At 39.8% G+C, this 22074-nt stretch carries 21 protein-coding genes; 13 read left to right on the forward strand and 8 right to left on the reverse strand.

Annotation, left to right across the window (positions count from 1 at the left end):
- Nucleotides 1-11: 11 nt before the first annotated feature.
- The gene (locus GZ22_RS04055) at nt 12-551 is read right to left on the reverse strand and encodes a sugar O-acetyltransferase (protein ID WP_051748012.1); all 540 of its coding nucleotides are present in this window, start codon (nt 549-551) and stop codon (nt 12-14) included.
- 271 nt (nt 552-822) lie between these two features.
- On the opposite strand from GZ22_RS04055, the gene GZ22_RS04060 reads away from it, so the two are divergent.
- The 3 genes from GZ22_RS04060 to fucO all read left to right on the forward strand — a co-directional run bounded on the left by GZ22_RS04060 (nt 823) and on the right by fucO (nt 5121).
- A complete protein-coding gene (locus tag GZ22_RS04060; RefSeq protein ID WP_038558964.1) occupies nt 823-1725 on the forward strand; it encodes a DMT family transporter in 903 nt (300 codons plus the stop codon).
- Nucleotides 1726-2297: 572 nt separating this feature from the next.
- Nucleotides 2298-3758, forward strand: a complete 1461-nt coding sequence (gene aldA / locus GZ22_RS04065; protein ID WP_038558967.1) for an aldehyde dehydrogenase — start codon at nt 2298-2300, stop codon at nt 3756-3758.
- Between the two features lie 187 nt (nt 3759-3945).
- A complete protein-coding gene (gene fucO / locus GZ22_RS04070; RefSeq protein ID WP_038558970.1) occupies nt 3946-5121 on the forward strand; it encodes a lactaldehyde reductase in 1176 nt (391 codons plus the stop codon).
- Nucleotides 5122-5355: 234 nt separating this feature from the next.
- Here the strand turns inward: fucO and GZ22_RS18545 are convergent, their stop codons facing one another.
- The gene (locus GZ22_RS18545; RefSeq protein ID WP_164072023.1) at nt 5356-5499 is read right to left on the reverse strand and encodes a hypothetical protein; all 144 of its coding nucleotides are present in this window, start codon (nt 5497-5499) and stop codon (nt 5356-5358) included.
- 507 nt (nt 5500-6006) lie between these two features.
- Between GZ22_RS18545 and GZ22_RS04075 the strand changes: the two genes are divergently transcribed.
- The 5 genes from GZ22_RS04075 (at nt 6007) to GZ22_RS04095 (ending at nt 11368) form a co-directional block, all read left to right on the forward strand.
- The gene (locus GZ22_RS04075) at nt 6007-7350 is read left to right on the forward strand and encodes a hemolysin family protein (RefSeq protein WP_038558973.1); all 1344 of its coding nucleotides are present in this window, start codon (nt 6007-6009) and stop codon (nt 7348-7350) included.
- Nucleotides 7351-7723: 373 nt separating this feature from the next.
- A complete protein-coding gene (locus tag GZ22_RS04080; RefSeq protein ID WP_038558976.1) occupies nt 7724-8269 on the forward strand; it encodes a hypothetical protein in 546 nt (181 codons plus the stop codon).
- Between the two features lie 99 nt (nt 8270-8368).
- Nucleotides 8369-9253 carry a pyridoxal 5'-phosphate synthase lyase subunit PdxS gene (gene pdxS, locus GZ22_RS04085; protein ID WP_038558979.1) on the forward strand — a complete coding sequence of 295 codons (885 nt, stop codon included), beginning with the start codon at nt 8369-8371 and terminating at the stop codon, nt 9251-9253.
- Nucleotides 9254-9278: 25 nt separating this feature from the next.
- Complete coding sequence (gene pdxT, locus GZ22_RS04090; RefSeq protein WP_038558981.1) at nt 9279-9854, forward strand: pyridoxal 5'-phosphate synthase glutaminase subunit PdxT; 576 nt, start codon at nt 9279-9281, stop codon at nt 9852-9854.
- Nucleotides 9855-10063: 209 nt separating this feature from the next.
- Nucleotides 10064-11368, forward strand: coding sequence for an aldehyde dehydrogenase (locus GZ22_RS04095; RefSeq protein WP_038558984.1), 1305 nt, complete (start codon nt 10064-10066; stop codon nt 11366-11368).
- A 53-nt stretch (nt 11369-11421) separates the two neighbouring features.
- On the opposite strand, the gene GZ22_RS04100 is transcribed toward GZ22_RS04095, so the two are convergent.
- Together GZ22_RS04100 and GZ22_RS04105 are read right to left on the reverse strand one after the other, a co-directional pair.
- Nucleotides 11422-12312, reverse strand: coding sequence for a glycine betaine ABC transporter substrate-binding protein (locus GZ22_RS04100; protein ID WP_038558988.1), 891 nt, complete (start codon nt 12310-12312; stop codon nt 11422-11424).
- Nucleotides 12313-12614: 302 nt separating this feature from the next.
- On the reverse strand, nt 12615-12983 hold the full coding sequence (locus tag GZ22_RS04105; RefSeq protein ID WP_038558991.1) for a hypothetical protein: 369 nt from the start codon (nt 12981-12983) through the stop codon (nt 12615-12617).
- Between the two features lie 144 nt (nt 12984-13127).
- On the opposite strand from GZ22_RS04105, the gene GZ22_RS04110 reads away from it, so the two are divergent.
- Entirely contained in the window at nt 13128-13331 is a 204-nt protein-coding gene (locus GZ22_RS04110; protein ID WP_038558994.1) for a zinc ribbon domain-containing protein, read from the forward strand.
- A gap of 62 nt (nt 13332-13393) precedes the next feature.
- Here GZ22_RS04110 and pdxR read toward each other — a convergent pair whose 3' ends face one another.
- Nucleotides 13394-14854 (reverse strand): MocR-like pyridoxine biosynthesis transcription factor PdxR, encoded by a 1461-nt coding sequence (gene pdxR / locus GZ22_RS04115; RefSeq protein WP_038558998.1) that lies wholly within the window; start codon nt 14852-14854, stop codon nt 13394-13396.
- Between the two features lie 102 nt (nt 14855-14956).
- Here pdxR and GZ22_RS04120 point away from each other — a divergent pair, with 102 nt between their 5' ends.
- Entirely contained in the window at nt 14957-15481 is a 525-nt protein-coding gene (locus GZ22_RS04120; RefSeq protein WP_038559001.1) for a hypothetical protein, read from the forward strand.
- Between the two features lie 5 nt (nt 15482-15486).
- Here the strand turns inward: GZ22_RS04120 and GZ22_RS04125 are convergent, their stop codons facing one another.
- Both GZ22_RS04125 and GZ22_RS04130 read right to left on the reverse strand, forming a co-directional pair.
- Complete coding sequence (locus tag GZ22_RS04125; protein WP_038559003.1) at nt 15487-15780, reverse strand: HPr family phosphocarrier protein; 294 nt, start codon at nt 15778-15780, stop codon at nt 15487-15489.
- A 71-nt stretch (nt 15781-15851) separates the two neighbouring features.
- Entirely contained in the window at nt 15852-16838 is a 987-nt protein-coding gene (locus tag GZ22_RS04130; RefSeq protein ID WP_038559006.1) for an aldo/keto reductase, read from the reverse strand.
- 171 nt (nt 16839-17009) lie between these two features.
- On the opposite strand from GZ22_RS04130, the gene GZ22_RS04135 reads away from it, so the two are divergent.
- Nucleotides 17010-17927 carry an AraC family transcriptional regulator gene (locus GZ22_RS04135; RefSeq protein WP_038559009.1) on the forward strand — a complete coding sequence of 306 codons (918 nt, stop codon included), beginning with the start codon at nt 17010-17012 and terminating at the stop codon, nt 17925-17927.
- 57 nt (nt 17928-17984) lie between these two features.
- On the opposite strand, the gene GZ22_RS04140 is transcribed toward GZ22_RS04135, so the two are convergent.
- Nucleotides 17985-18482, reverse strand: coding sequence for a TetR/AcrR family transcriptional regulator (locus GZ22_RS04140; protein ID WP_123921884.1), 498 nt, complete (start codon nt 18480-18482; stop codon nt 17985-17987).
- 269 nt (nt 18483-18751) lie between these two features.
- Here GZ22_RS04140 and GZ22_RS04145 point away from each other — a divergent pair, with 269 nt between their 5' ends.
- On the forward strand, nt 18752-20932 hold the full coding sequence (locus GZ22_RS04145; RefSeq protein ID WP_038565584.1) for an MMPL family transporter: 2181 nt from the start codon (nt 18752-18754) through the stop codon (nt 20930-20932).
- Between the two features lie 175 nt (nt 20933-21107).
- Nucleotides 21108-21878 (forward strand): GTP pyrophosphokinase, encoded by a 771-nt coding sequence (locus GZ22_RS04150; protein ID WP_038565586.1) that lies wholly within the window; start codon nt 21108-21110, stop codon nt 21876-21878.
- Nucleotides 21879-22074 lie beyond the last annotated feature (196 nt).

Genomic DNA, 22074 nt, shown 5'->3' on the forward strand with positions numbered 1-22074 from the left:
CGGCTTTTTGTTTATTCTATATCCTTAATACGCTTCGCTGGATTACCGGCAACAATCGTATTTGATGGTACATCTTTCGTTACAACAGAACCAGCTGCCACAATGGAATTATCCCCGATTGTAACGCCGGCAAGTATCGTACAGCCTCCGCCGATCCAAACATCATTACCTATTGTAATCGGAATAGCATAACCGTCTTTTGTCCTGTCAACAGGCTGTATGGAGTGACCAGCTGTATAAATCCCGACATTAGGTCCAATCATGCAATTATCTCCAACAGTGACCTTTGCCATATCAAGCACCGTGAAGTTGAATCCAGCATAAAAGTTTTCCCCTACTTCAATGTTATATCCTAAGTCACAATGAAAATTATGCTCAATGGAAAGCTGCTGACCGCATCTTCCGAGCAACTCCCTTAAAAGTTCTTCCTTCTTAGTTTCTTCATCTGGGGAACAGGAATTGAATGCATGAGTCAACATAGCAGCACGTTTTGTTTTTTGTTTAAGGTCGGGAGTACCTCTTACATATGTTATTTTTTCTTTGTTTTCCACAACAATTCACCTAGCTTTTTGAATTTTTATCTATCTTATCATACTGCCCAGAATGGATGCTTGCGATTAATAAAGATGAAAGAGCCATTGGTTGAATGTAAACCGTGCAGTTAGTGCATCTTCTGTCATTAAGAAGTGGATTACATGCGAATAATACATAATCTTTTTTTATAGCAAAAATTAAAATTTTATCAAGACAATATGACAAGTGAAGGTCTAGAATGGATGTAATTGATATTTAAAACTTAATAGCTTGAGAAGGAGGCTGCATATGAAACAAAACCAAACTGCCATTTTATTAGTTATATCTATCATCGCTATTTCTTTCGCGGCCATCTTCGTCAAATGGTCAGACGCACCAGCTACGATTTTAAGTATGAACCGTATGTATCTGGCATGTCTTTTATTGCTTCCGATTGTGTGGATAAAGCGAAAAGAGTTCAAGAAGATTGGAAGGAAAGAAGCGTTGGCTTTCGTATTGTCAGGAGCCTGTCTAGCAGCACATTTCGCCCTATGGTTTAGTTCTTTAAAACTAACGACAGTGGCAAGCTCTACTATCATTCTTTCTCTCCAGCCGATTGTCGCAATGATAGGGGGATTCTTACTTTATAAAGAGAGAGCGTCTAAAGCTGTCATTATCACTATCTGTATTTCCATCATTGGTGTAGTGATGGTCGGGTGGGGAGACTTTGGATTACAGACACCATCCGTTCTGATTGGAGATCTTTTATCCTTTCTATGTGTAATTGCTGTTGTCGGTTATTTATTAATCGGACAGAACAATGTAAAAAAAGTATCACATTGGATATACAGCTTTTGTGTATTCCTTTCAGCTGCTGTTTGGCTCAACATCTACAATCTAGTGACCGGGGTGCCTGTTCGCGGTTATGATTTCGATGAGTGGAAGATATTCTTACTGTTAGCTATATTCCCGACAGTAGCGCATGTCATATTCAATATGCTCTTGAACTATGTGAATTCGACTACGATTTCGATGAGTGTATTGGGAGAACCAGTAGGTGCAACACTTCTGGCGGTCTGGTTACTAGGGGAGAAATTAAGTACGCTGCAGATTATTGGAGGAGCTATTGCATTGCTTGGAGTCCTTATGTTTTTGATTCGGCAGAATAGTGAGTATCGTGTTGTGGAAGAAAGTAAACAGGAAGTACGTTAACAGATAATAAAAGAGAGGAAGCACTCATGCAAATGAGTTTGCTTCCTCTTTATTTGTCTTCGTTAATAGGTAACAATACTAAGACTAAGGAGATAGTTTTCAAATTTAAGTTTCATAGGGAAATTCACTAGATTACAAATTGACAAATATATCTAGTTAGTGTTTAAATAGCATTAGATATTGAGTCATCTGATGACTAGATGATTAGATGTCAATAAAAGGAAGGGTGGTTAAAGTTGATATAGATTTTTTTTACCTCCTCAAAAAGAAAATCTTTCTGATTGAAGTTTTTAGAAGGAACTATGTACATTTCTCTCCTGACCCCTTAGATGAATTTGTCACACACAGTTTTCATCTTAACTTCTTGGATTAATACAGCATTGCTATGAAAGAGTCAGCAGTACTTTATATTTTTCTGCCCCTAGAAGAAGGTTACTCCTATTTGTATATCCAAACACCACGATGAATTTGACTATTATAAGTTAGTTAAAAAGATCATTGATACTTAAAATGATAACGCTTGCAATGAGTTTTTTTATGATAATGCTACAATATTTGGAAGGAGAAAATTTATGGAAATTACTACTAAGAAGTATCAAATGTTCATTGATGGAGAATTTGTAAACTCTAGTTCCCAGGAAACACTCGATGTTGTGAATCCTGCAACCGAGGAAATTATTTCAGAGATTCCTCGAGGAACTATAGGAGATGTAAGAGCAGCAATTGACTCTGCTAAGCGTGCTCAAAAAAAATGGAAGAAAACTCCCGCTTTTGAAAGAGGAAATTACTTATTAGAGATCTCCAAAGAAATACGCAAAAATGAAGATGTTTTAGCACGTACCATTTCAGAGGAAATGGGAAAAACACTGGCCTTAGCTAGAACAGAGGTAAACTTTACAGCCGATTACATTGATTATATGGCTGGATGGGCGAGACGCTATGAAGGTGAGATTGTTCAAAGTGATCGTCCTAATGAACAAATATTTGTTCATAAAGAACCGATTGGGGTTATCGCTGGTATCTTACCATGGAATTTCCCATTTTTCCTGGTTGCTCGTAAAGCAGCTCCTGCTTTGGTCACAGGGAATACAATTGTTTTGAAGCCAAGTGATTTATCTCCTAATAATGCTTTAGAGTTTGCAAAGATTATAGAAAAGGTTGGTTTGCCTAAAGGCGTTATTAATATCGTGACCGGCAGCGGTCGTACAATTGGTCAGGAAATGGCGAAACATGAAGATATAGGGATGGTCAGCTTAACGGGAAGTTATAATGCTGGAGCTGCCGTTATGCGCGCTGCTGCAGAAAATATCACAAAGGTATCTTTGGAATTGGGAGGAAAAGCTCCTGCTATTGTTATGGATGATGCTGATATTGATTTGGCGGTACGTTCCGTTATCGATTCTCGTATCATTAACACAGGGCAAGTATGTAACTGTACAGAGCGTGTATATGTTCATGAAAGCATCGCAGAAGAGTTTATCTCCAAAGTAACAAAAGCAATGTCAGAAGTAAGATATGGTGACCCTTTAGTTGATGGAGATATTGATATGGGTCCTCTTATTAGTAAAGATGCGCTTGAATCTGTAGACCAAATGGTTCAAGAAGCAGTGGCTGACGGTGCAAAGCTAGTGACAGGTGGTAAGCCTTCTGCGAGAGAGAAAGGTTATTTCTATGAACCAACTGTTCTTGTAAATGTAAATAATGAGATGAATATCATGCAGCAAGAAATCTTTGGTCCAGTTCTTCCAATTGCCACATTTAAAGATTTAGACGATGCTCTTAAACTGGCAAATGATTGTGAGTTCGGGCTAACGTCTTCTATCTATACACAAAACCTGGATGTAACAATGCGTGCAAGCAAGGAATTGGAATTTGGCGAAACATATGTTAATCGTGAAAACTTTGAAGCAATACAAGGCTTTCATGCTGGATGGAAAAAGTCCGGTATCGGCGGTGCTGATGGAAAACACGGGTTAGATGAGTATCTGCAAACACATGTTGTGTATCTTCAATATAACCAAGAAAAGAAATAATGTTCTAAAACGTAGAAAGTCATCTAGAAGCTTCTCATCTACCGCAAGAATTGCTCTAACAGAGTGTAGAGACAATTCGCGACGTCTGTATAGCGGAGGAAAAGTACAAGAGGTCAACTCACACATAGTTGAATGAGCAATCACAAGGATTCACCATTCTCTCAAAAAATAAATGGAGGTCATAGAAATGGCTAATCGTTTTATCTTAAATGAAACTAGTTACCATGGTGCTGGAGCTATTAACGAAATCGTTGGTGAAGTTCAAAACCGCAGATTCCAAAAAGCATTGATTGTTACGGATGCTGATTTAGTTAAGTTCGGTGTAGTTAAAAAGGTAACTGATTTACTAGATGACGCTAACTTGCCTTACGACATCTTTGACCAAGTGAAAGCTAATCCAACTGTTGCTATTGTCAAAGCTGGTGTGGATGCCTTCAAGCATGCTGATGCTGACTATATTATCGCTATAGGCGGAGGTTCTCCTCAAGATACGGGTAAAGGCATTGGTATTATCATCAATAATCCGGAATTTGCTGATGTTGTTTCCTTGGAAGGTACGGCCCCGACTAAGAATAAAGCCGTTCCGATGATTGCTGTAGCTACTACAGCAGGTACAGCTGCTGAAACTACAATCAACTACGTTATCACCGATGAAGAGAAACGCCGGAAGTTCGTTTGTGTCGACCCGCACGATATTCCAATCGTTGCAGTTGTTGATCCTAACATGATGTCCTCCATGCCGCATGGATTGTCTGCTGCCACTGGGATGGATGCGCTGACACATGCTATCGAAGGATATACTACACAAGCTGCTTGGGAGCTTGCTGATACGTTAAACTTAAAGGCCATTGAATTGATTTCCCGCTCACTACGAGATGCTGTCAATAACGATCCTAAGGGACGAGAAGACATGGCTCTCGGTCAATATATGACAGGTATGGCTTTCTCTAACGTAGGTCTTGGCGTGGTTCATGGTATGGCTCATCCATTAGGTGCCTTCTATAATACACCTCACGGTATTGCTAATGCAGTACTGCTACCATATGTTTTGGAATTCAACAAAGATTACACAGGTGAAAAGTTTAAGGAAATAGCTCGTGCTATGGGTGTTGAAGGTGTTGACGACATGACGCAAGACGAATACCGTCAGGCTGCAATCGAGGCTGTCCGTCAATTATCCATTGATCTTAACATACCACAAACATTGGACGAAATCGGCGTAAAAGAGGAAGATCTTGATGCTTTAGCAGACGCTGCTATGGCTGATGTGTGTACTGGTGGTAATCCACGTCCATGTACAAAAGAGTTGATTCTTGAAGTTTATAAAACTGCCTTCTCACAAATTCCTATTAAAAATAATTAAGTCCTGAAGCTTTTAAAATAAAATGCTAGAGGTTGGGAAATATAATTATTGACCTTTACTTTGATAAAGAAAAGGTATACGTAAACTCAAACGTTTACGTATACCTTTATTTTGTAGGGAAATCAAAATGTAGCTAATTGCAGCTAATGATTTTCCTATAAGCCAATGTTCCTTAAGGAAGCACATGTACCTTTAATTTTGTAAATACGGAATGTTTAAGATAAATCTTCATGCTCACTTTGTTTTTTTGCTAACATGTCCACTATAATTCTCTTTTGTTCCAGAAATTCCATTTTGCTCGTCCTGCTTAGAAATTGTGCTTGTATTTGTTGTTCTAAAAAAAATGGCATTTCTTAATTCTTGTTCATCAATATGCATTATGTCACCTACTTAGGCTTATAGTTAAACAGTAGTCTTTCCATTCTCATAAAGCAAATTCATTATAAGTCTAGAACTCGTTAAATAGAGAGTAAGTAATGAAGCAGACCATGCGATTTCTTATTGTGGGCTTACCAAGTTAGCATCATAGAAAATCTTACATCTTTCAACAGTCTTCTTATATAATAAGACTTTGTTTAGATTAATTAAATAAAGATGAATATTAGTTATAAAAATCGTTGACACGCCACTCTTGCAAATGATAGATTAATAATAACTACAAGCGAATATTCAAAGGGGAGTAGCTTACAGCTAAGTCGACATATACGTGAAAGGAATTTCACCGGCTTATCTGGCAACAGTAATGTTGTTTGCGAGACCTTTGCCATTATTTTGGTAAAGGATTTCCTATTCAAGAAAACTTTATCAAAGGATAAAGTTTTTTTTATTGCCTGAAATTATGCTTGTAAAAATCATTGGAGGTGAATCCCTTTTTAGGGATAGAATTTGGATACTTTTGTCGTTTTGAATTTAGTGTTATTAGTAGTCTTTATATTACTGACAGCTTTCTTCGTAGGAGCAGAATTTGCTGTCGTAAAACTAAGGATGTCACGTATCGAACAAATGGTTGCTGAGGGAAATAAGAGTGCAATCATTGCGAAAAAAGTTGCCAATAACTTGGATTATTACCTTTCTGCATGTCAATTAGGTATAACAGTTACAGCTTTGGCTTTAGGAGCATTGAGTAAGCCGACAGTAAAGGAACTTCTATATCCAGTATTCTCGTACTTTGGTACCTCTGAGTCGTTAACCGATGTTCTATCTTACGCAATATCACTAGCCCTTGTTACGTTCTTACACGTAGTAATAGGGGAATTAGCACCAAAAACACTTGCTATTCAATACACAGAAAGAGTAACCCTGATTCTGGCTAGACCTTTATATTGGTTTGGAAAAATCATGGCACCCCTTATTTTCTTCCTTAATGGTTCCTCAAGAGTATTCTTGAAAATGTTTGGAGTAAAACCTGCTAGTGAACAACATGCCCATTCAGAAGAAGAATTGCGTATAATTATGGCGCAAAGCTATAAAAGTGGTGAAATTAACGAAACTGAGTTCAACTATATGCAAAATATATTTAAATTCAATGATCGTGATGTGAAAGACATCATGGTACCAAGACCTCAGATAATCTCTATCTCAAATGATATGGACAGAGATGAGATAAGAGCTGTAATTAATGAGCACCAATTTACACGATACCTCGTTACGGATGCTGGTAATAAAGATAAAATCTTAGGTTTTATCAACGTAAAAGAAATGCTTACTGATTTTGTTGTAAATGGCAGAAAACCTTTAGAACAGTTTATTCATGATGTTCCAACTATTCATGAATCCACAACGCTGCATGAAGCCTTGCTTACTATGCAGTCAAATCGTGTCCACATTGCTCAAGTTGTCGATGAATACGGTGGAACAGCAGGAATGCTGACAATGGAGGATATTTTAGAGGAGATTGTAGGCGAAATTCATGATGAATTTGATGATAATGAAGTACCACATATCCAAAAGATAAATGAAACAACGTACAAGCTAAATGGACGTGTGTTGCTTGATGAATTAGAGGCTGCCTTTGGGTTGCGATTCATTGACGAAGATAAAATGGAAGTTGATACAATAGCCGGTTGGCTTATTAGAAATAGTAATGAAGTTAAAGTGATGACCGAATTAGAAGCGCATGGCCATAAATGGACTGTGATGGAGATGGATAATCATCAGATTATTAATATAAAAATGAAGAAATTAACTTCCAAATCGAATCACGAAAACATGGTGTCTTCAGGAATATAATTTAGAAAATCCCTCCCAAGCTTTCTTGAGAGGGATTTTTTATCACAAGTAAATCTGTTTTTTATATCTACGTTTTCTGTTTCATCGGATAAAAATTTAACAATTTAGCTACTTACTTATTTGGTCAATAAAAAGCGGAGTAAATACCTTACCATGGGTTGTAAATTTCATATGAAGGTTATAGAAACTAAACTTTTGTTTTCTTACTTTTACGAACGCTTTGTTAGCTGTTGGAGGACTATTTATTCCGAAGGCTCTAAAAGCTTATATCTTAGATGATTGTTAAAATGAGTAAAAGTAAAAAGCAGCCGATAATACAATTGAATTATTAATCCCAATAAAGTACTAATTATAGAAAGTAAAAGGATAATGTATGAAACCATTTAGTATAAAAATTGAGTCACAATATTGGCTATCTGATGAAAAAGAAGACTTATGCTCACATGGAGAGATACATCTAGAGATAGGCGGTGCTAAAATAACCAGCGCTGGTGTAAAAGAAGAATGGGGAATCAGTGAATCCGCGCTAGCTTTACTTCGTACACTAGATGCGGATTATATAAGTAATCCAGACTGCGAGGAAGGATTGATCCTCCATGGATGTGGGGCGATGCTAATGTCTGGATGTCCAATCTCTATTCACTGGTCAGTCCAACACAAAGAAGGCGCAGTATTTCTGTCAGACTTCGTTAAATTCACAAGCACTGATCTGACAGAAGGAAAAATCGAATATCCGGATTTAAGTGTATCTGTAAAAAAGGCTTTGTATGAACAAGAGATCTTACAATTTGCAAAACAAGCTAAAGCATTATTTGAAAGCTCGAAGGCGAAAGAGATAGAAGACGAATACGACCAAGATATGTATACAGACTTTTGGAAGGAATACGACCACTTTCTGCAAAAGTATTCAGCATACTAAATTGTTATACTCAAAGCTTGCGTGTTATACCCTGATGATATGTACAATACTCCTATCAAACTTTTCCGAAAACGGGAAAGAGGAGCAGGAGGAGTCAACATGGCGAAAACAGGAACAGATTTAGTAAAACGAGGTATGGCGGAAATGCAAAAGGGTGGCGTCATCATGGATGTAGTGAATGCGGAGCAGGCAAAGATTGCTGAGGAAGCTGGTGCAGTAGCGGTTATGGCACTTGAGCGTGTGCCTTCTGATATTCGTGCTGCTGGCGGTGTTGCGCGAATGGCGGATCCGACAATTACAGAAGAGGTATTGAATGCTGTTTCTATCCCGGTCATGGCTAAGGCTCGAATTGGACATATTGTGGAAGCGCGTGTGCTGGAAGCGATGGGTGTCGATTACATAGATGAAAGTGAAGTGCTGACACCAGCGGATGAAGAGTATCATTTGAACAAAAGTGAATTCACGGTACCGTTCGTCTGCGGAAGTCGCGATCTTGGCGAAGCTGCCCGCCGTATCGGAGAAGGTGCTTCTATGCTCCGGACGAAAGGAGAGCCAGGAACAGGTAATATCGTTGAAGCTGTACGTCATATGCGTAAGGTGCAGTCCCAAGTTCGCAAACTAATCTCTATGGATTTGAATGAAGTGATGACATTTGCCAAAGATCTTGGTGCACCATACGACGTATTACTTCAAATCCGTGAAGCTGGCAAGCTTCCGGTCGTAAACTTTGCTGCCGGCGGTGTAGCGACACCAGCAGATGCAGCACTAATGATGCAGCTTGGAGCTGATGGAGTCTTCGTTGGTTCTGGTATTTTTAAATCTGATAACCCAGCAAAATTCGCAAAAGCGATCGTTGAGGCAACAACGCATTATCAGGATTATAAGCTGATTGCAGAACTATCAAAAGGACTGGGTACACCGATGAAAGGTATCGACATCGCGAGCCTATCACCAGAAAACAGAATGCAGGAACGCGGCTGGTAAGGTAAGGGAAGGAGAGAACTGCTCGATGAAAATTGGTGTTTTAGCACTTCAAGGTGCAGTGCAGGAGCATGCACGGACAGTAGAAGCGGTTGGAGCAGAAGCAATCCTAGTCAAACGGGTGGAGCAGCTGGCAGAATTGAATGGATTGATTCTCCCAGGCGGTGAGAGTACTGCGATGCGCAGACTAATTGATCGCTATGATTTCCTGGAGCCGTTAAAAGCTTTTGGTGCGGCTGGAAAGCCGATATTTGGTACGTGTGCAGGCATGATTCTGCTGGCAAAACGCATTAACAACCAGGAGACGAGTCATCTTGGTTTGATGGATGTGACAGTAGAACGAAATGCTTTTGGCCGTCAGGTGGATAGCTTTGAAACAGATCTTGAAATCAAAGGAGTGGCACAGGATTTCCCTGCTGTATTTATCCGGGCGCCTTATATTCTTGAGGCAGGACCAGAAGTTGAAGTGCTTAGTGAAGATACAGGCCGGATTGTAGCGGCAAGAGATGGGCACTACTTGGCGACTGCATTTCATCCGGAGCTTACTGCAGATACTCGGTTGATAGGTTATTTCGTTGAAATGGTAAAAAATACTGCTGTATAAGCTTAATAGTATTCACAAAAAAAAGAAGATCATTTGGTGATCTTCTTTTTTTGTATGTTATGTGGTTTATTTTCCCTTTGTATCTCCAATTCGTATCTCTTGCAATCTATTCTGCTGTGTATTATATTTTTTCTCGTTGAATATTTGATACGTCAACTAATTGTATGCAATTGAATGAATCATCTCATTATTGCAAAGGAGAGTTTAAGATGGAGAACTATCAAGACCTTTTGATGAAACAGCGTACTTTCTTCAGAAGCGGACAAACGAAGGAAGTACAATTTCGTATAGATACACTAAATAGATTGAAAGATTTAATCCAAAAGCATGAACAAAACATTCTGGACGCAGTGAAGCAGGACTTGAACAAATCTGAAATGGAAGCTAAACGTGCCGAGGTTGGTCTTGTTTTAGCTGAAATTAACTTCACTTTAGAGAATCTGGAGTCATGGGCAGAAACAAAGGAAGTGCCTACAGCAGCTTCTCATGAAGGAGCAAAAAGCTTCATCAAGCCAGAACCTTATGGATCTGCGCTAGTAATTGCACCATGGAACTACCCATTCCAGCTGGCAGTATCCCCATTGGTAGGGGCGATTGCAGGAGGGAATACCGCTGTATTGAAACCATCTGAATTGACGCCCAAAACGTCAGCAATACTCTCAACAATCATCAATGATAACTTCCCGGAAGAATATTTGAGTGTTGTTGAAGGGGAAGTAGAAACAAGTACTGCACTTCTTAAAGAAGACTTTGACTACATCTTTTTCACAGGAAGCACTGGCGTCGGTAAAATCGTGGCAGAAGCTGCAGCTAAGCATTTGACGCCTATGACATTGGAGCTTGGTGGTAAAAGTCCGACGATCGTCCATAAGGATGCGAATTTGGATGAAGCAGCTTTGCGAATTGCTCGCGGCAAATTTGCCAATGCCGGGCAGACATGTGTTGCACCGGATTACCTTCTTGTTCATAGCAGTGTGAAAGAAACATTGTTGGAAAAACTGAAAGAAGTCATCACTGCAACGTACGGAGAAAACATCGTTCAAAATCCTAACTTTGGGCATGTGGTAAGTGAAAGACATTTTGATCGTCTTGCAGGCTTCTTGAATAACGGAACAATTGCAGCAGGCGGACAATCCGACCGTTCTCAGCTTATTATTGAACCAACAATTCTTGATTCTATTTCGTGGGACGATCCAATTATGCAGGATGAAATCTTTGGACCGATCTTACCGGTTATCACATATGACGATCCAACTGACATGGTAGATCGAATCGTGAAACGACCTAAACCACTTGCACTTTATCTGTTCTCGGAAGATGAAAGTTTTCAGGATGAAATCTTAAACAGCATTTCATTTGGCGGTGGCGCAATCAACGATACAATCAGCCATATGACTTCTCACTATCTTCCATTCGGAGGAGTCGGTGCAAGCGGTATGGGAGCATATCACGGTAAAGCAAGCTTTGATACTTTTTCTCATTATAAGAGCATCCTGAAGCGCACAAATAAATAAATGTAAAGAGGAATCAGTCCCTTTAGGACAGATTCCTCTTTTTTGTCTATATACTATTCTTTGGGTTTTAAATCCTCAATAGAATCTGCTTCAACGTAGCTTGGGACAACCAAACCTAATTTTGCGCCTTCTAGATTAGCACCTAAGTCTACTAATTGATCTTTATATTCATTATACAAATCTCCATGAGTAGTTGGCAGCCATCCGCCTAACGTGGCATCAGCTTCTCCTGTAGCGACTGACTGCCACATTATAGCTATGTCTACAGGAGTGATAGTGACTTCATATCCCAAATCTTCAAATACGTGTTTCAAGACATTCGTTGATGCTAGCTCTGTATCCTGCTCCGTGTATGTAAGGCTGATTTCCTGCCCGTTTCCTTCAGCAACTCCATTAGTCCATTCAGCAACTCTGTCTGGGTTATCTTCTATCCAATTACGAGCAGCTGCTTCGGGGTCACCTTCTTCACTCGCTTCCAGCATGACAGATTCTATTTCTTCCACTGACCATTTAAATTGATCCAGCAACTTGTATGCATCGGGATTATCTTTTTCTAACCCCTCACGCGCCATTGTACTGATGTGTTCCGTTTCGCCGAGCGCTTTTTTTGGATCCTCCAAATATTTCAAATCATATTTAGCAAACATCCAATGTGGTGTCCATCCTGTAATTATAATGGGGTCTTCATCTCTAATAGCATTATCAAGGGCGATTGCCATTGGACCAGTAGAAGATGGTAATAATGTCCAACCTTCCAGTGAATCATATTCATCTAGCGCTCTATCAGCTGCTTGCATAATTCCCGCGCCTGATTCGATTCCGCTAATAGTGTAGTTAACATTTTCACTAAAATCATCGCCGTTTGAATCATCGTTACTGCAACCTGCAGCTACAAGTAGAGATGATAAACCAATAGCTGCTATGCTGTGCTTTAATTTCCTCATAGTGTGATTCCCCTTATGTATGTAGGATAATAAGTTACTAGCTAGAAAATATGTACGTTAAGTCATAAGTGAAGAGTTATTATTCAGTCTGATTGTAAAATGAATAAGTCCTTAATAATTTTCCTAATACTACAACGGTTAAACATCATTCTTAAGCCCTCTGCAATAATGAAATATGCGTGGTTCTTTGATGGGCACGCGATAACAGGAATAATAGAAATATAGTAAATAAAAGAGGAGTCAGCCTCATTGAACTGACTCCTCATTTCTATGGTTAATAAATATTGAAGAAATAGGCAACTTCACCCTTTAGCTTTATCTTTTAACTTCTTAGCTAACCGCATAGCGATGAACTGAGGAATTAAAAATAAAACACTAGCAAAAATTAATAGCTGATTTGGAGTTAGAGGCTTAAAATAGCCGCCCCAGTCTTCATTCCATGACATTTCATTAATGAAATAAAATGATATTATTACCGATAATATATTACCAATAAGTAGATAGATTGGATGACTAAAAAGTTTCCCGAAAAAAGGAAGAAGTAAAGTCGCCACAAGCATAATTAAATACCCAAGCATAGAGCGATAAGTAAAATCTTGATACATGGAATTATAAACATAAGGAAAACAATATAAACAAACTATCAGAATACCAACTACTGCTTTTTTCATATTCTCACTCACTTTGTGTCTCATAATGTATATTAAATTTATTGAATATCATATTATATCATTTATGTAATCATCTGGTAATAAGTTGAAACTTGTAATATCCTTTCTACGTATAAAAGAGAAAAGATAAAGGGAGTGGCATACATGCGTGAAAGAGGTTGTGTAAAATGCGGCGGTACGGAGGTTTCACAAAAGGAAGTTGCGATGACAGGGACTGGTCTATCAAAATTATTTGATGTACAGCACAATCAATTTTTGGTGATTTCGTGTACACAATGTGGTTATTCGGAATTTTATAATAAGCAATCCTCAGAAGGCAGTAATATTTTGGATCTATTTCTTGGTTAAAAGCTATCCGATTCGGATAGCTTTTTGTTACCAAAGGAACAGGGGCTACTCTCGTCTTGTTTTTAAAAAGTAGGTGAAGAAGAGCTTGCAGGCTGCATTGCCTGCATAATATCGCAGAGAATCATAACGCCTTCGCGTAATAGCTTTTCATTTGCATAGGAGTAGCTGAGGCGGAATGTACTATGCTCATTCTCAATAGCAAAGCAAGCCGAACCTGTTAGGAAGGAGACATGCCGCTTATTAGCTTCATATAAAAGGACGTTACTATCCAGCCAAGCGGGCAGCTGAATCCAGACATTCAAGCCGCCCTTCGGAATATGCCATGTAACGCCAGATGGTGCCTGTTCTGTCAGTATTGCCAGAACGGTATCCCGACGACTCTTTAAGGCAGCTCGCAGTCGTTTTAAATGCTGTTCCATTTTAGTGGAATCCACTAATGGAAGAATTACCTTTTGAGGCAGAAGCGGACTGCCGAGATCCATGTTTGCTTTTGCTGCATACAGCCGCTTAAAAATTGATCCTGATGCTGCTATAAGACCGATTCGGCATCCAGGTGCGATTGTTTTGCTCAAACCTTTTAAGTAAATAACATGCCCTGTTTTATCCATACTCTTGATAGGCAGCGGGGGCTTGCGGTCAAAATAGATATCGCTGAAAGGATCATCCTCCATGATCAAACAATGATGGCTTTCGGCGATATCGAGCAGCACTTTACGACGCTGCAGCGGCATGATAGTGCCGGTCGGATTATGGAATGTCGGAGTTGTATAAATTAGCTTTGGTTTATGTTTTTCACACAAACTATGCAGCATATCTACTCGCATGCCATCTTCATCAACTGGAACTGTAAGGATTGTTGCACCGCGGCTGCGGAAGACATCAATGGCACCTGGATAAGTTGGTGCTTCCATAATGACAACATCACCATGCCCGATAAATGTACGAGCGACAAGGTCAATACCTTGCTGGGATCCGCTTGTGATGAGAAGATTTTCTGGCGTAGTGGTAATTTTGGATTTCTCCATGTTTTGTACCATTTTCTCGCGTAATGCCAGGTCTCCTTGAATGCCGCCATACTGCGAAAGAATACGAGGATTTTGCATGAATACTTGTGCAATCAGCTGATCCATATATTGATTCGGGAATAATGCCGGATCAATCATCGAAGAGGAGAAATGGTAACTTGCATCCGAATCCTGAAAACGAGCATATTGGGAACGGTGCAAATAATCGGGAATGCTCAGCTGCCAGTCAAAATCATGTCCTGTTTTACTAGGTTCGGAATGTTGCTGAGTTTTTACATACGTGCCTTTACCTTTGCTCAATTCCAGGAATCCATCTTCTTCAAGCTGTTTGTACGCCTTCATCACAGTTACAAGACTAACCTCGATATCCTTTGCAAGCTGTCTGACTGTAGGTAGTTTCGTACCGCCTGTTAGTAGACCAGATCGGATTTTATCGACGAAAGAAACATATATTTGCTTAGAAAGCGGAATAGCTTCATTTTTATTAATAGTAATCATCTATACTGCTCCTATGTGTTATAGCTTGTTATAGTGTGCTGTTAGTATAGCATGTTTCCAGTATAGTAGGTGATAGATGAACGAAGGAATGGGTGGATTAATATGACAGAAAAACACTATCTTGTTGCTAATAAAAGACTTCAGCAAGGGGAATATGGCAGTAATCCAATGTGGGTTCTTGCTGAAGAAATAGGTGAAAACGAGCTGAGAAAAGTCTATTTTAGACAGATGCATGAGATCAAGGGCCAGAAATACTGGCTTATATATAAGACCAAAGATGATTATCTTGGTATTACGATTGAGCGCAGGAGGGATCTCACTATACCGCATGTTACAAATAAGTTTGTATATGAATTAGATTGTCCTGATGAAAGGCTTGCTTATGAAGCTCTTTTCCGATTTGTAGAGGAGCGGCTATGGGTTGGGGAGAAGATAGAGTTGTACTCTTGTTATGATGGTGAGGAAGATGCTGCCCGCCGTACAGCTTGTGATACAGTGATTCATTTGGATTCTGGTCTATACATAACTGGAGGAGCAACTTTTCCAATCAGCAAGGAAAATCAGGTAGCTGATCTGGCTCGAAAATTCAGGTGGTGTGAACGGCAGTATGTTGTGATACAACGTTGATAGAATTATTTTTTATAAGTGATTGCATGCATTGTATTCAGACTTAATAAATGATCGGCTATAGCTGTTATAGCCTGAGCTTCATCTGTCCCATCTGCTGTCACTTTAAAGCAACTGTGTGTACTAATACCAAGATTCATGACCTGCATGATACATTCAGGAACATTTTTTAAATAAACGGATTGCCCTTTATACAAAATATTTATACTGGAAGAGAAACTTCCCGCAATGCTGACCAATCCAGCAGCATGCCGCGCAAATCCGGTTTCAATTGTGACATAAAAGTTTTTTTTAAGCATTATCAGTGACTCCTATAAAATAGTAAATGATAGTCAGAGCCCAAAGAAAGGGCTCTGATAATCCTTTGATCTTACAAACCTGTTCTTTTCTCGAGCTCTTCTGGGTAGCGTTCTCCCATCAGTTCAATTTTTGAAGCTGCTGTATCAATTTGGTTTAATTCATCGGCAGATAAATCAATAGCTGCAGCTCCCAGATTTTCAGTCAGTCGTTCTCTTTTGGTGGTACCTGGAATCGGTACGATCCAGTCATTTTGTGCCAAAAGCCAAGCGAGCGCGATTTGCGCCGGAGTAGCATTCTTTTGCCGAGCTACATCTTCCAGCAGTTCCACCATAGATTGATTTGCTTCCAATGCTTCTGGTGTAAATCGCGGCAGAATGTTGCGCAGGTCATTTTCGGCAAATGTGCTATCAGCTTTGAATCGGCCAGTTAGGTATCCTTTGCCTAAAGGACTGAATGGGACGAATCCAATCCCGAGTTCTTCCAGAGTTGGCAGCAATGCTTCTTCAGGACGTCGCCACCATAGGGAATATTCACTTTGGACTGCTGCCAGCGGATGTACACCATGTGCTCGGCGGATTGTTTGAACGCCTGCTTCTGACAATCCCCAATGCTTTACTTTACCTTCCTGAATCAAATCCTTCACAGCACCCGCTACTTCTTCGATTGGTACATCGGGATCGACGCGATGCTGATAATAGAGATCGATTGCATCTATTTTAAGGCGCTTAAGAGACTGTTCTACCAATTGTTTAATATGTTCCGGATGACTGTTCATACCGGCTTGTTTGCCATCCTGAATATTGAAACCAAATTTCGTGACGATTACGATATGATTTAGATAAGGAAGTAATGCTTCTCCGACAAGTTCTTCATTTATATATGGACCATATACTTCTGCTGTATCAAAGAAAGTCACATCTTGTTCCACTGCATTTCTTATAACAGCAATCATCTCATTTCGGTCAGATGCGGGACCATATCCATAACTCATTCCCATACAGCCCAGTCCAATAGCTGAAATTTCAATACCGCTATTTCCAAGTTTGCGCTTCTGCAATGTATATCTTCCTTTCCTAACTCGTATTTATCTGCTTTATTATGCAGTGAATAAGCATAGAAGCGTTATCCAATTCGTATCATTTACATGCCTAATAGTGTCACTAGTACCGATAAGGAAAAGAAATGATTTATACTATTACAAAGATGAAGTGGAAAAGGAGGAGGTTTTATGACGGATGCTACGTCAGAAAAGCAAACAACACTTGCCGAAGTGATCAATAAATTTGCACCAAGAGAGGGTATTTGCGAAACCAATATACCATCATTGTTTTTCATTCATCATACGAGTACTTACGGGCCGGTACACAGAGTCTATAAACCTTCTGTTTGCATTATTGTGCAAGGTGAAAAGGAAATTCTTTTAGGTCAGGAACGCTTTCTTTATGGTCCGAATCATTATCTGGTAGCATCGGTTGATCTGCCTGTATCCGGTCAAATTTTGGAAGCCTCTGGTTCTGCTCCTTATTTGGCTTTGAAACTGGAATTTACACCAGCTGAAATATTGGAGGTAATGGAGGAGGCTGCTATACATTTCGATTTTGGAGAAGATCCAAAGCGAGGTATGTACGTGAATGAAATTGAAGCATCAATATTGGATGTGGCTGTCCGACTCGCTAATTTGCTGGAGAAGCCAGAGGATATCCCTGTACTTGCGCCTTTAATTAAGAAAGAAATCCTTTATCGCGTACTTCAAGGAAAACATGGCAGTACTCTGGCCCAAATGGCCGTTCAAGGCAGTTACACTCAGCGTATTCGTGATGTGATTGACCATATAAGAAGTCATTATGATCAATCCTTCCGAATAGAGGAGCTTGCTGAAATAGCAGGAATGAGTGTATCATCGCTTCATCGGCATTTCAGGGAAGTTACGGCTATGAGCCCAATCCAGTTTCAGAAGCAAATAAGGCTTCAGGAAGCGCGGCAGCTTTTGTTATATGAAGATGCAGATACTACAGATGCGGCATTGCGAGTAGGGTACGAAAGTGTCTCGCATTTTAGCAGGGAGTATGCAAGGATGTATGGTTTTCCTCCACGCACGGATGTCAATCGACTTAAAGAGGATTGGATAGAATCAGTCAAAGATTAAGGTTATTGATATAATTTATATACTAAAAGAGAAAGGCTGCTGCCCTTTCTCTTTTTTTCATTGCTTCAAAGCTGAACTTGGGAGGACATCGGTTATCATTGCCGCAACAGAACGAGGGGACTCTTGCAAGTCATTCTTGAACCAATGGGTGATGATGCTGAACATACCGCCTGCTATGAATAACACCTCTGCCTGGCTCAGCTTCTTGCTAAAGACTGTATCAGCTTGTGAAAGGAGGTTAATTGCGTGCACAAAATAATCAAGCACCACGCCATGTGTATTAGCGTTTATTTGACGTTGCAGCGAAGTCGGGCTTGCAGCTATCCCTGCGATGATGTCTGTAATTACATCTTGTATATTGTCTTGAGGGTTTATATTAGAAAGCTGCTCAATAGCTTTTTTTATACCTGCTTCCACGGATGCATTTATTACATCATAAATTGTGTGATAGTACTTGTAAAAAGTAACCCTGGCAACTCCGGCTTTCTTGCAAATCTCCGTTATCGTGATATCTTCCAGATCGTTTTCTTCCAATAATTGATCTAAAGCTTCCATGATATATTGCTGCGAATACAAACTATCCTGTCTGGATTTCCTCAAAAGCTAACACTTCCCCTCGTTCTGTTCGTTTTATGTTCAATTTATCACATAATTATTGAAAGATATTAATACGTTAGTATACTTACAAATGTAAGTACAAACGTTAGCTTTAATGATGGAGCAAGTTTATCTGAACGTCACAGCAGAGTCAAATGCATTGTGATCTCAGCATCCTTCCTGCTAAACACGATTGTATGCAATTCACGACATTGGAGGAGATTAAAATCGCGAAACTTTTATATAGGTTAGGGAAATGGGCAGTAAATTATAAAAAGAGCGTGGTGTTCGGAGCGTTGGCTCTTCTTGTCGCCTTAGCTATCGTAACTGTTAGTTTAGGAACGGCATTTAACGAAGACTTGAGTATTCCGAATACGCCTGCTGAAGAAGCCAATGATTTGCTGAGAGAAGCATTCCCTGATTCAGAATCAGGAGCGCAAGTTCAGGTTGTATTCAAAGCATCGGATGATGAAACACTCGATTCCGAAGCATCTAATAAAGTTATTACAGATATGCTAAATAGTATTCAAGAAGATGATTCGGATGTTGTCGCAGTTGCAACACCAGTTCAGCTTCAGAATCTAAATGAAGATAAAACGGTTGGTTACGGAACTGTTGCGTTTAAAGATGAAGCAGCAGAAGTATCACAGAAGTCAATCGATAATGTGACGGAGAAAGTTGAAGAGACTCGCGATGCGGGAATTCAGACGGAACTAACTGGTGACGTAGAATTTTCCGGCATGCATTTGGGTGCTGGCGAGATCGTCGGAATCATTGTTGCCTTCCTTGTGCTGGCGGTGACGTTCACTAGCTTCCTAGCAGCAGGTATGCCAATTCTATCTGCGTTGATTGGACTCGGAATTAGCTTGTTGACAATCGTGATCGGTTCCAACTTCTTTGAAATGCAAAACGTATCGTTGACTTTGGCGGCAATGCTCGGTATTGCGGTCGGAATTGATTACGCATTGTTCATCATGACACGATTCAGACAGCAGCTGGCTGAAGGTCATTCGGTTAAAGAATCAGTGGCAATAGCGACTGGTACTTCCGGAAGCGCTGTTGTATTCGCAGGCTTAACAGTTATTATTGGTCTCTTGGGTCTTGCAGTAACTGGAATTCCGTTCTTAACAGTAATGGGTGTAGCTGCTTCCATCAGTATTCTATTGTCTGTAATAGTATCGATTACGGTACTTCCAGCAGTTCTAGGGATGCTAGGGCACAGAATTGCACCTTCTAAAGGAAACCGATTCCTGAAGAAAATCACGGGTACAACAGAAGGGAAGCCTAGTAATAATAGATGGGGTAAATTTGTTACTACACGTCCATGGCTTGTTACGTTCCTTTCTGTAGCAATACTTTTGATTATTGCTATTCCATTCACTCATATGAATCTAGGCCTGCCGGATGATGGAACAGCCAAACAAGAAGATACAACAGAACGAAAAGCGTACGATATACAGGCAGATGCTTATGGTGAAGGCTTCCATTCTACTTTAGTAGTTGCAGCAAAAATTGATGCAGATGAGAATGCCGAAGAAGTCCAGCAGGATTTACAAGCTGTCAGCCAAGATATCAGTGAGCTTGATGATGTAAAAACTGTCACTCCAGCAATGCCGAATGAAGCTGGTGATGTATTTATCATCAGTGTGACACCGGAAACTGGGCCAAATGACCAGGAAACAAAAGATATCGTAAATGAAATCAGAGACTTGTCCAATGAAGATATGGAATTGCTTGTTACAGGTACTGCTGCCGTCAATATTGATATTGCACAGAAACTGAATGATGCACTACCAATTTTCGCATTGCTAATCGTAGGGCTTGCATATGTCCTTCTTGTATTAGTATTCAGATCGATTCTTCTGCCGCTTAAAGCAGTTTTAGGATTCCTGCTTTCTATCGGTGCAACATTAGGGTTTGTAACGTTTGTTGTTCAGGACGGGAACATGATCAACTTGTTCGGATTCCCAGGAGAAAGTCCGATACTTGCATTCCTGCCTATCATTGCGATTGGAATTCTATTCGGTTTGGCGATGGACTATGAAGTATTCCTCGTAAGCCGGATGAGGGAAATATATTCTCAAACTCGTGATCCAAAAGAAGCAATACTAGCAGGTATGCGAGATAGCGGTAAGGTCGTCGTTGCAGCTGGGTTGATCATGATGTCAGTATTCGTCGGCTTTATGGTTACACCTGATGCGATGATCAAATCAATCGGGATGGCGCTGACATTTGGTGTCCTATTTGATGCCTTTGTTGTTCGTATGACGATCGTGCCGGCTGTTATGTCCTTAATGGGCAATGCTGCTTGGTATATGCCGAAATGGCTCGATAAGATTCTACCGAACATTGACATAGAAGGAGAAGCACTTCTTCACGAGAAAGAAAAAGAAAGAAAATCAAGCTGAGTGTAAAAGAAAGAGACGTTCTCACGAGAGCGTCTTTTTTCTTATAACGAACAATGTTCATAAAGAGATTCTAAAAATCGTTACCTATCCTGTTAAAATGGAAGTGGGGAAGGAAGAATCTTTTACCGTCGTTTGTCCACAATATTTTGTAGAGCAAGTAGAAAGGAACTTTAATATGCAGTCACTGACACATGAAAATTTATCGCAGCTTAAAGAACTGAAAACAGAACTCACAAGATTTACCGCCGTATACAAATTCGCTCTGGATGAAGTGAATACGAAAATCAATATTTTAAAAGAAGAATTTTCTATTATTCATGAGTACAATCCGATAGAACACTGCAATTCCCGATTGAAATCTCCTGAAAGTATTTTAAAGAAGATATTTAAAAAGAATATAGATTTTTCATTAGATGCAATAAAGGAAAACATTAAAGATATTGCTGGAATCAGAATCACTTGTTCATTTAAATCAGATATCTATGCACTCTGCGATATGATCGAAAAACAGAAGGACATCGAGGTTATCGAACGAAAAGATTACATTAAAAACCCGAAGCCAAATGGCTACCAAAGTTTGCATCTCATCGTGAAAGTACCCGTATTTTTGTCAGATAGGGAAGAGAGCGTGTGTGTGGAGATTCAAATAAGAACAATCGCTATGGATTTTTGGGCGAGTCTGGAACACAAAATTTACTATAAATACGAGAAAGACATACCTAATCGACTGGCAAGCGAATTAAAAGCAGCTGCTGATTCTGCGTCAGCACTGGATGATAAGATGGAGAAAATCCATAATGAAGTAAAAGAGCTTAAGAATGAGAGCCTAAACGAGCAATTAGATGAAGTTCTCGACTTAAGCAGCTTGACAGCAACCCGAGACAAGATTATGCAGGGAATAATTCAGCAGCTAATAGACAAGCCGAAGAGATTAAACGAGCAATAAACTGTATTTACAATTTTAGCTTGTAAGGACACTATACACTTAAAGTTCTGTAATATATGAAAGAAAAAGGCTGGGACAAAAGTGTTTTAGCTAGATGAAAACCCGAACTATATTACAAATCTTCATACGAAGGTTTGCATAAGTTCGGGTTTTTAATTCGTACACTATACTAGCATAGGCGGAACACGGAGACTCC

Source organism: Terribacillus saccharophilus (genome assembly GCF_000725365.1).
In the GTDB taxonomy this organism is placed as follows: Bacteria; Bacillota; Bacilli; order Bacillales; family Amphibacillaceae; genus Terribacillus; species Terribacillus saccharophilus.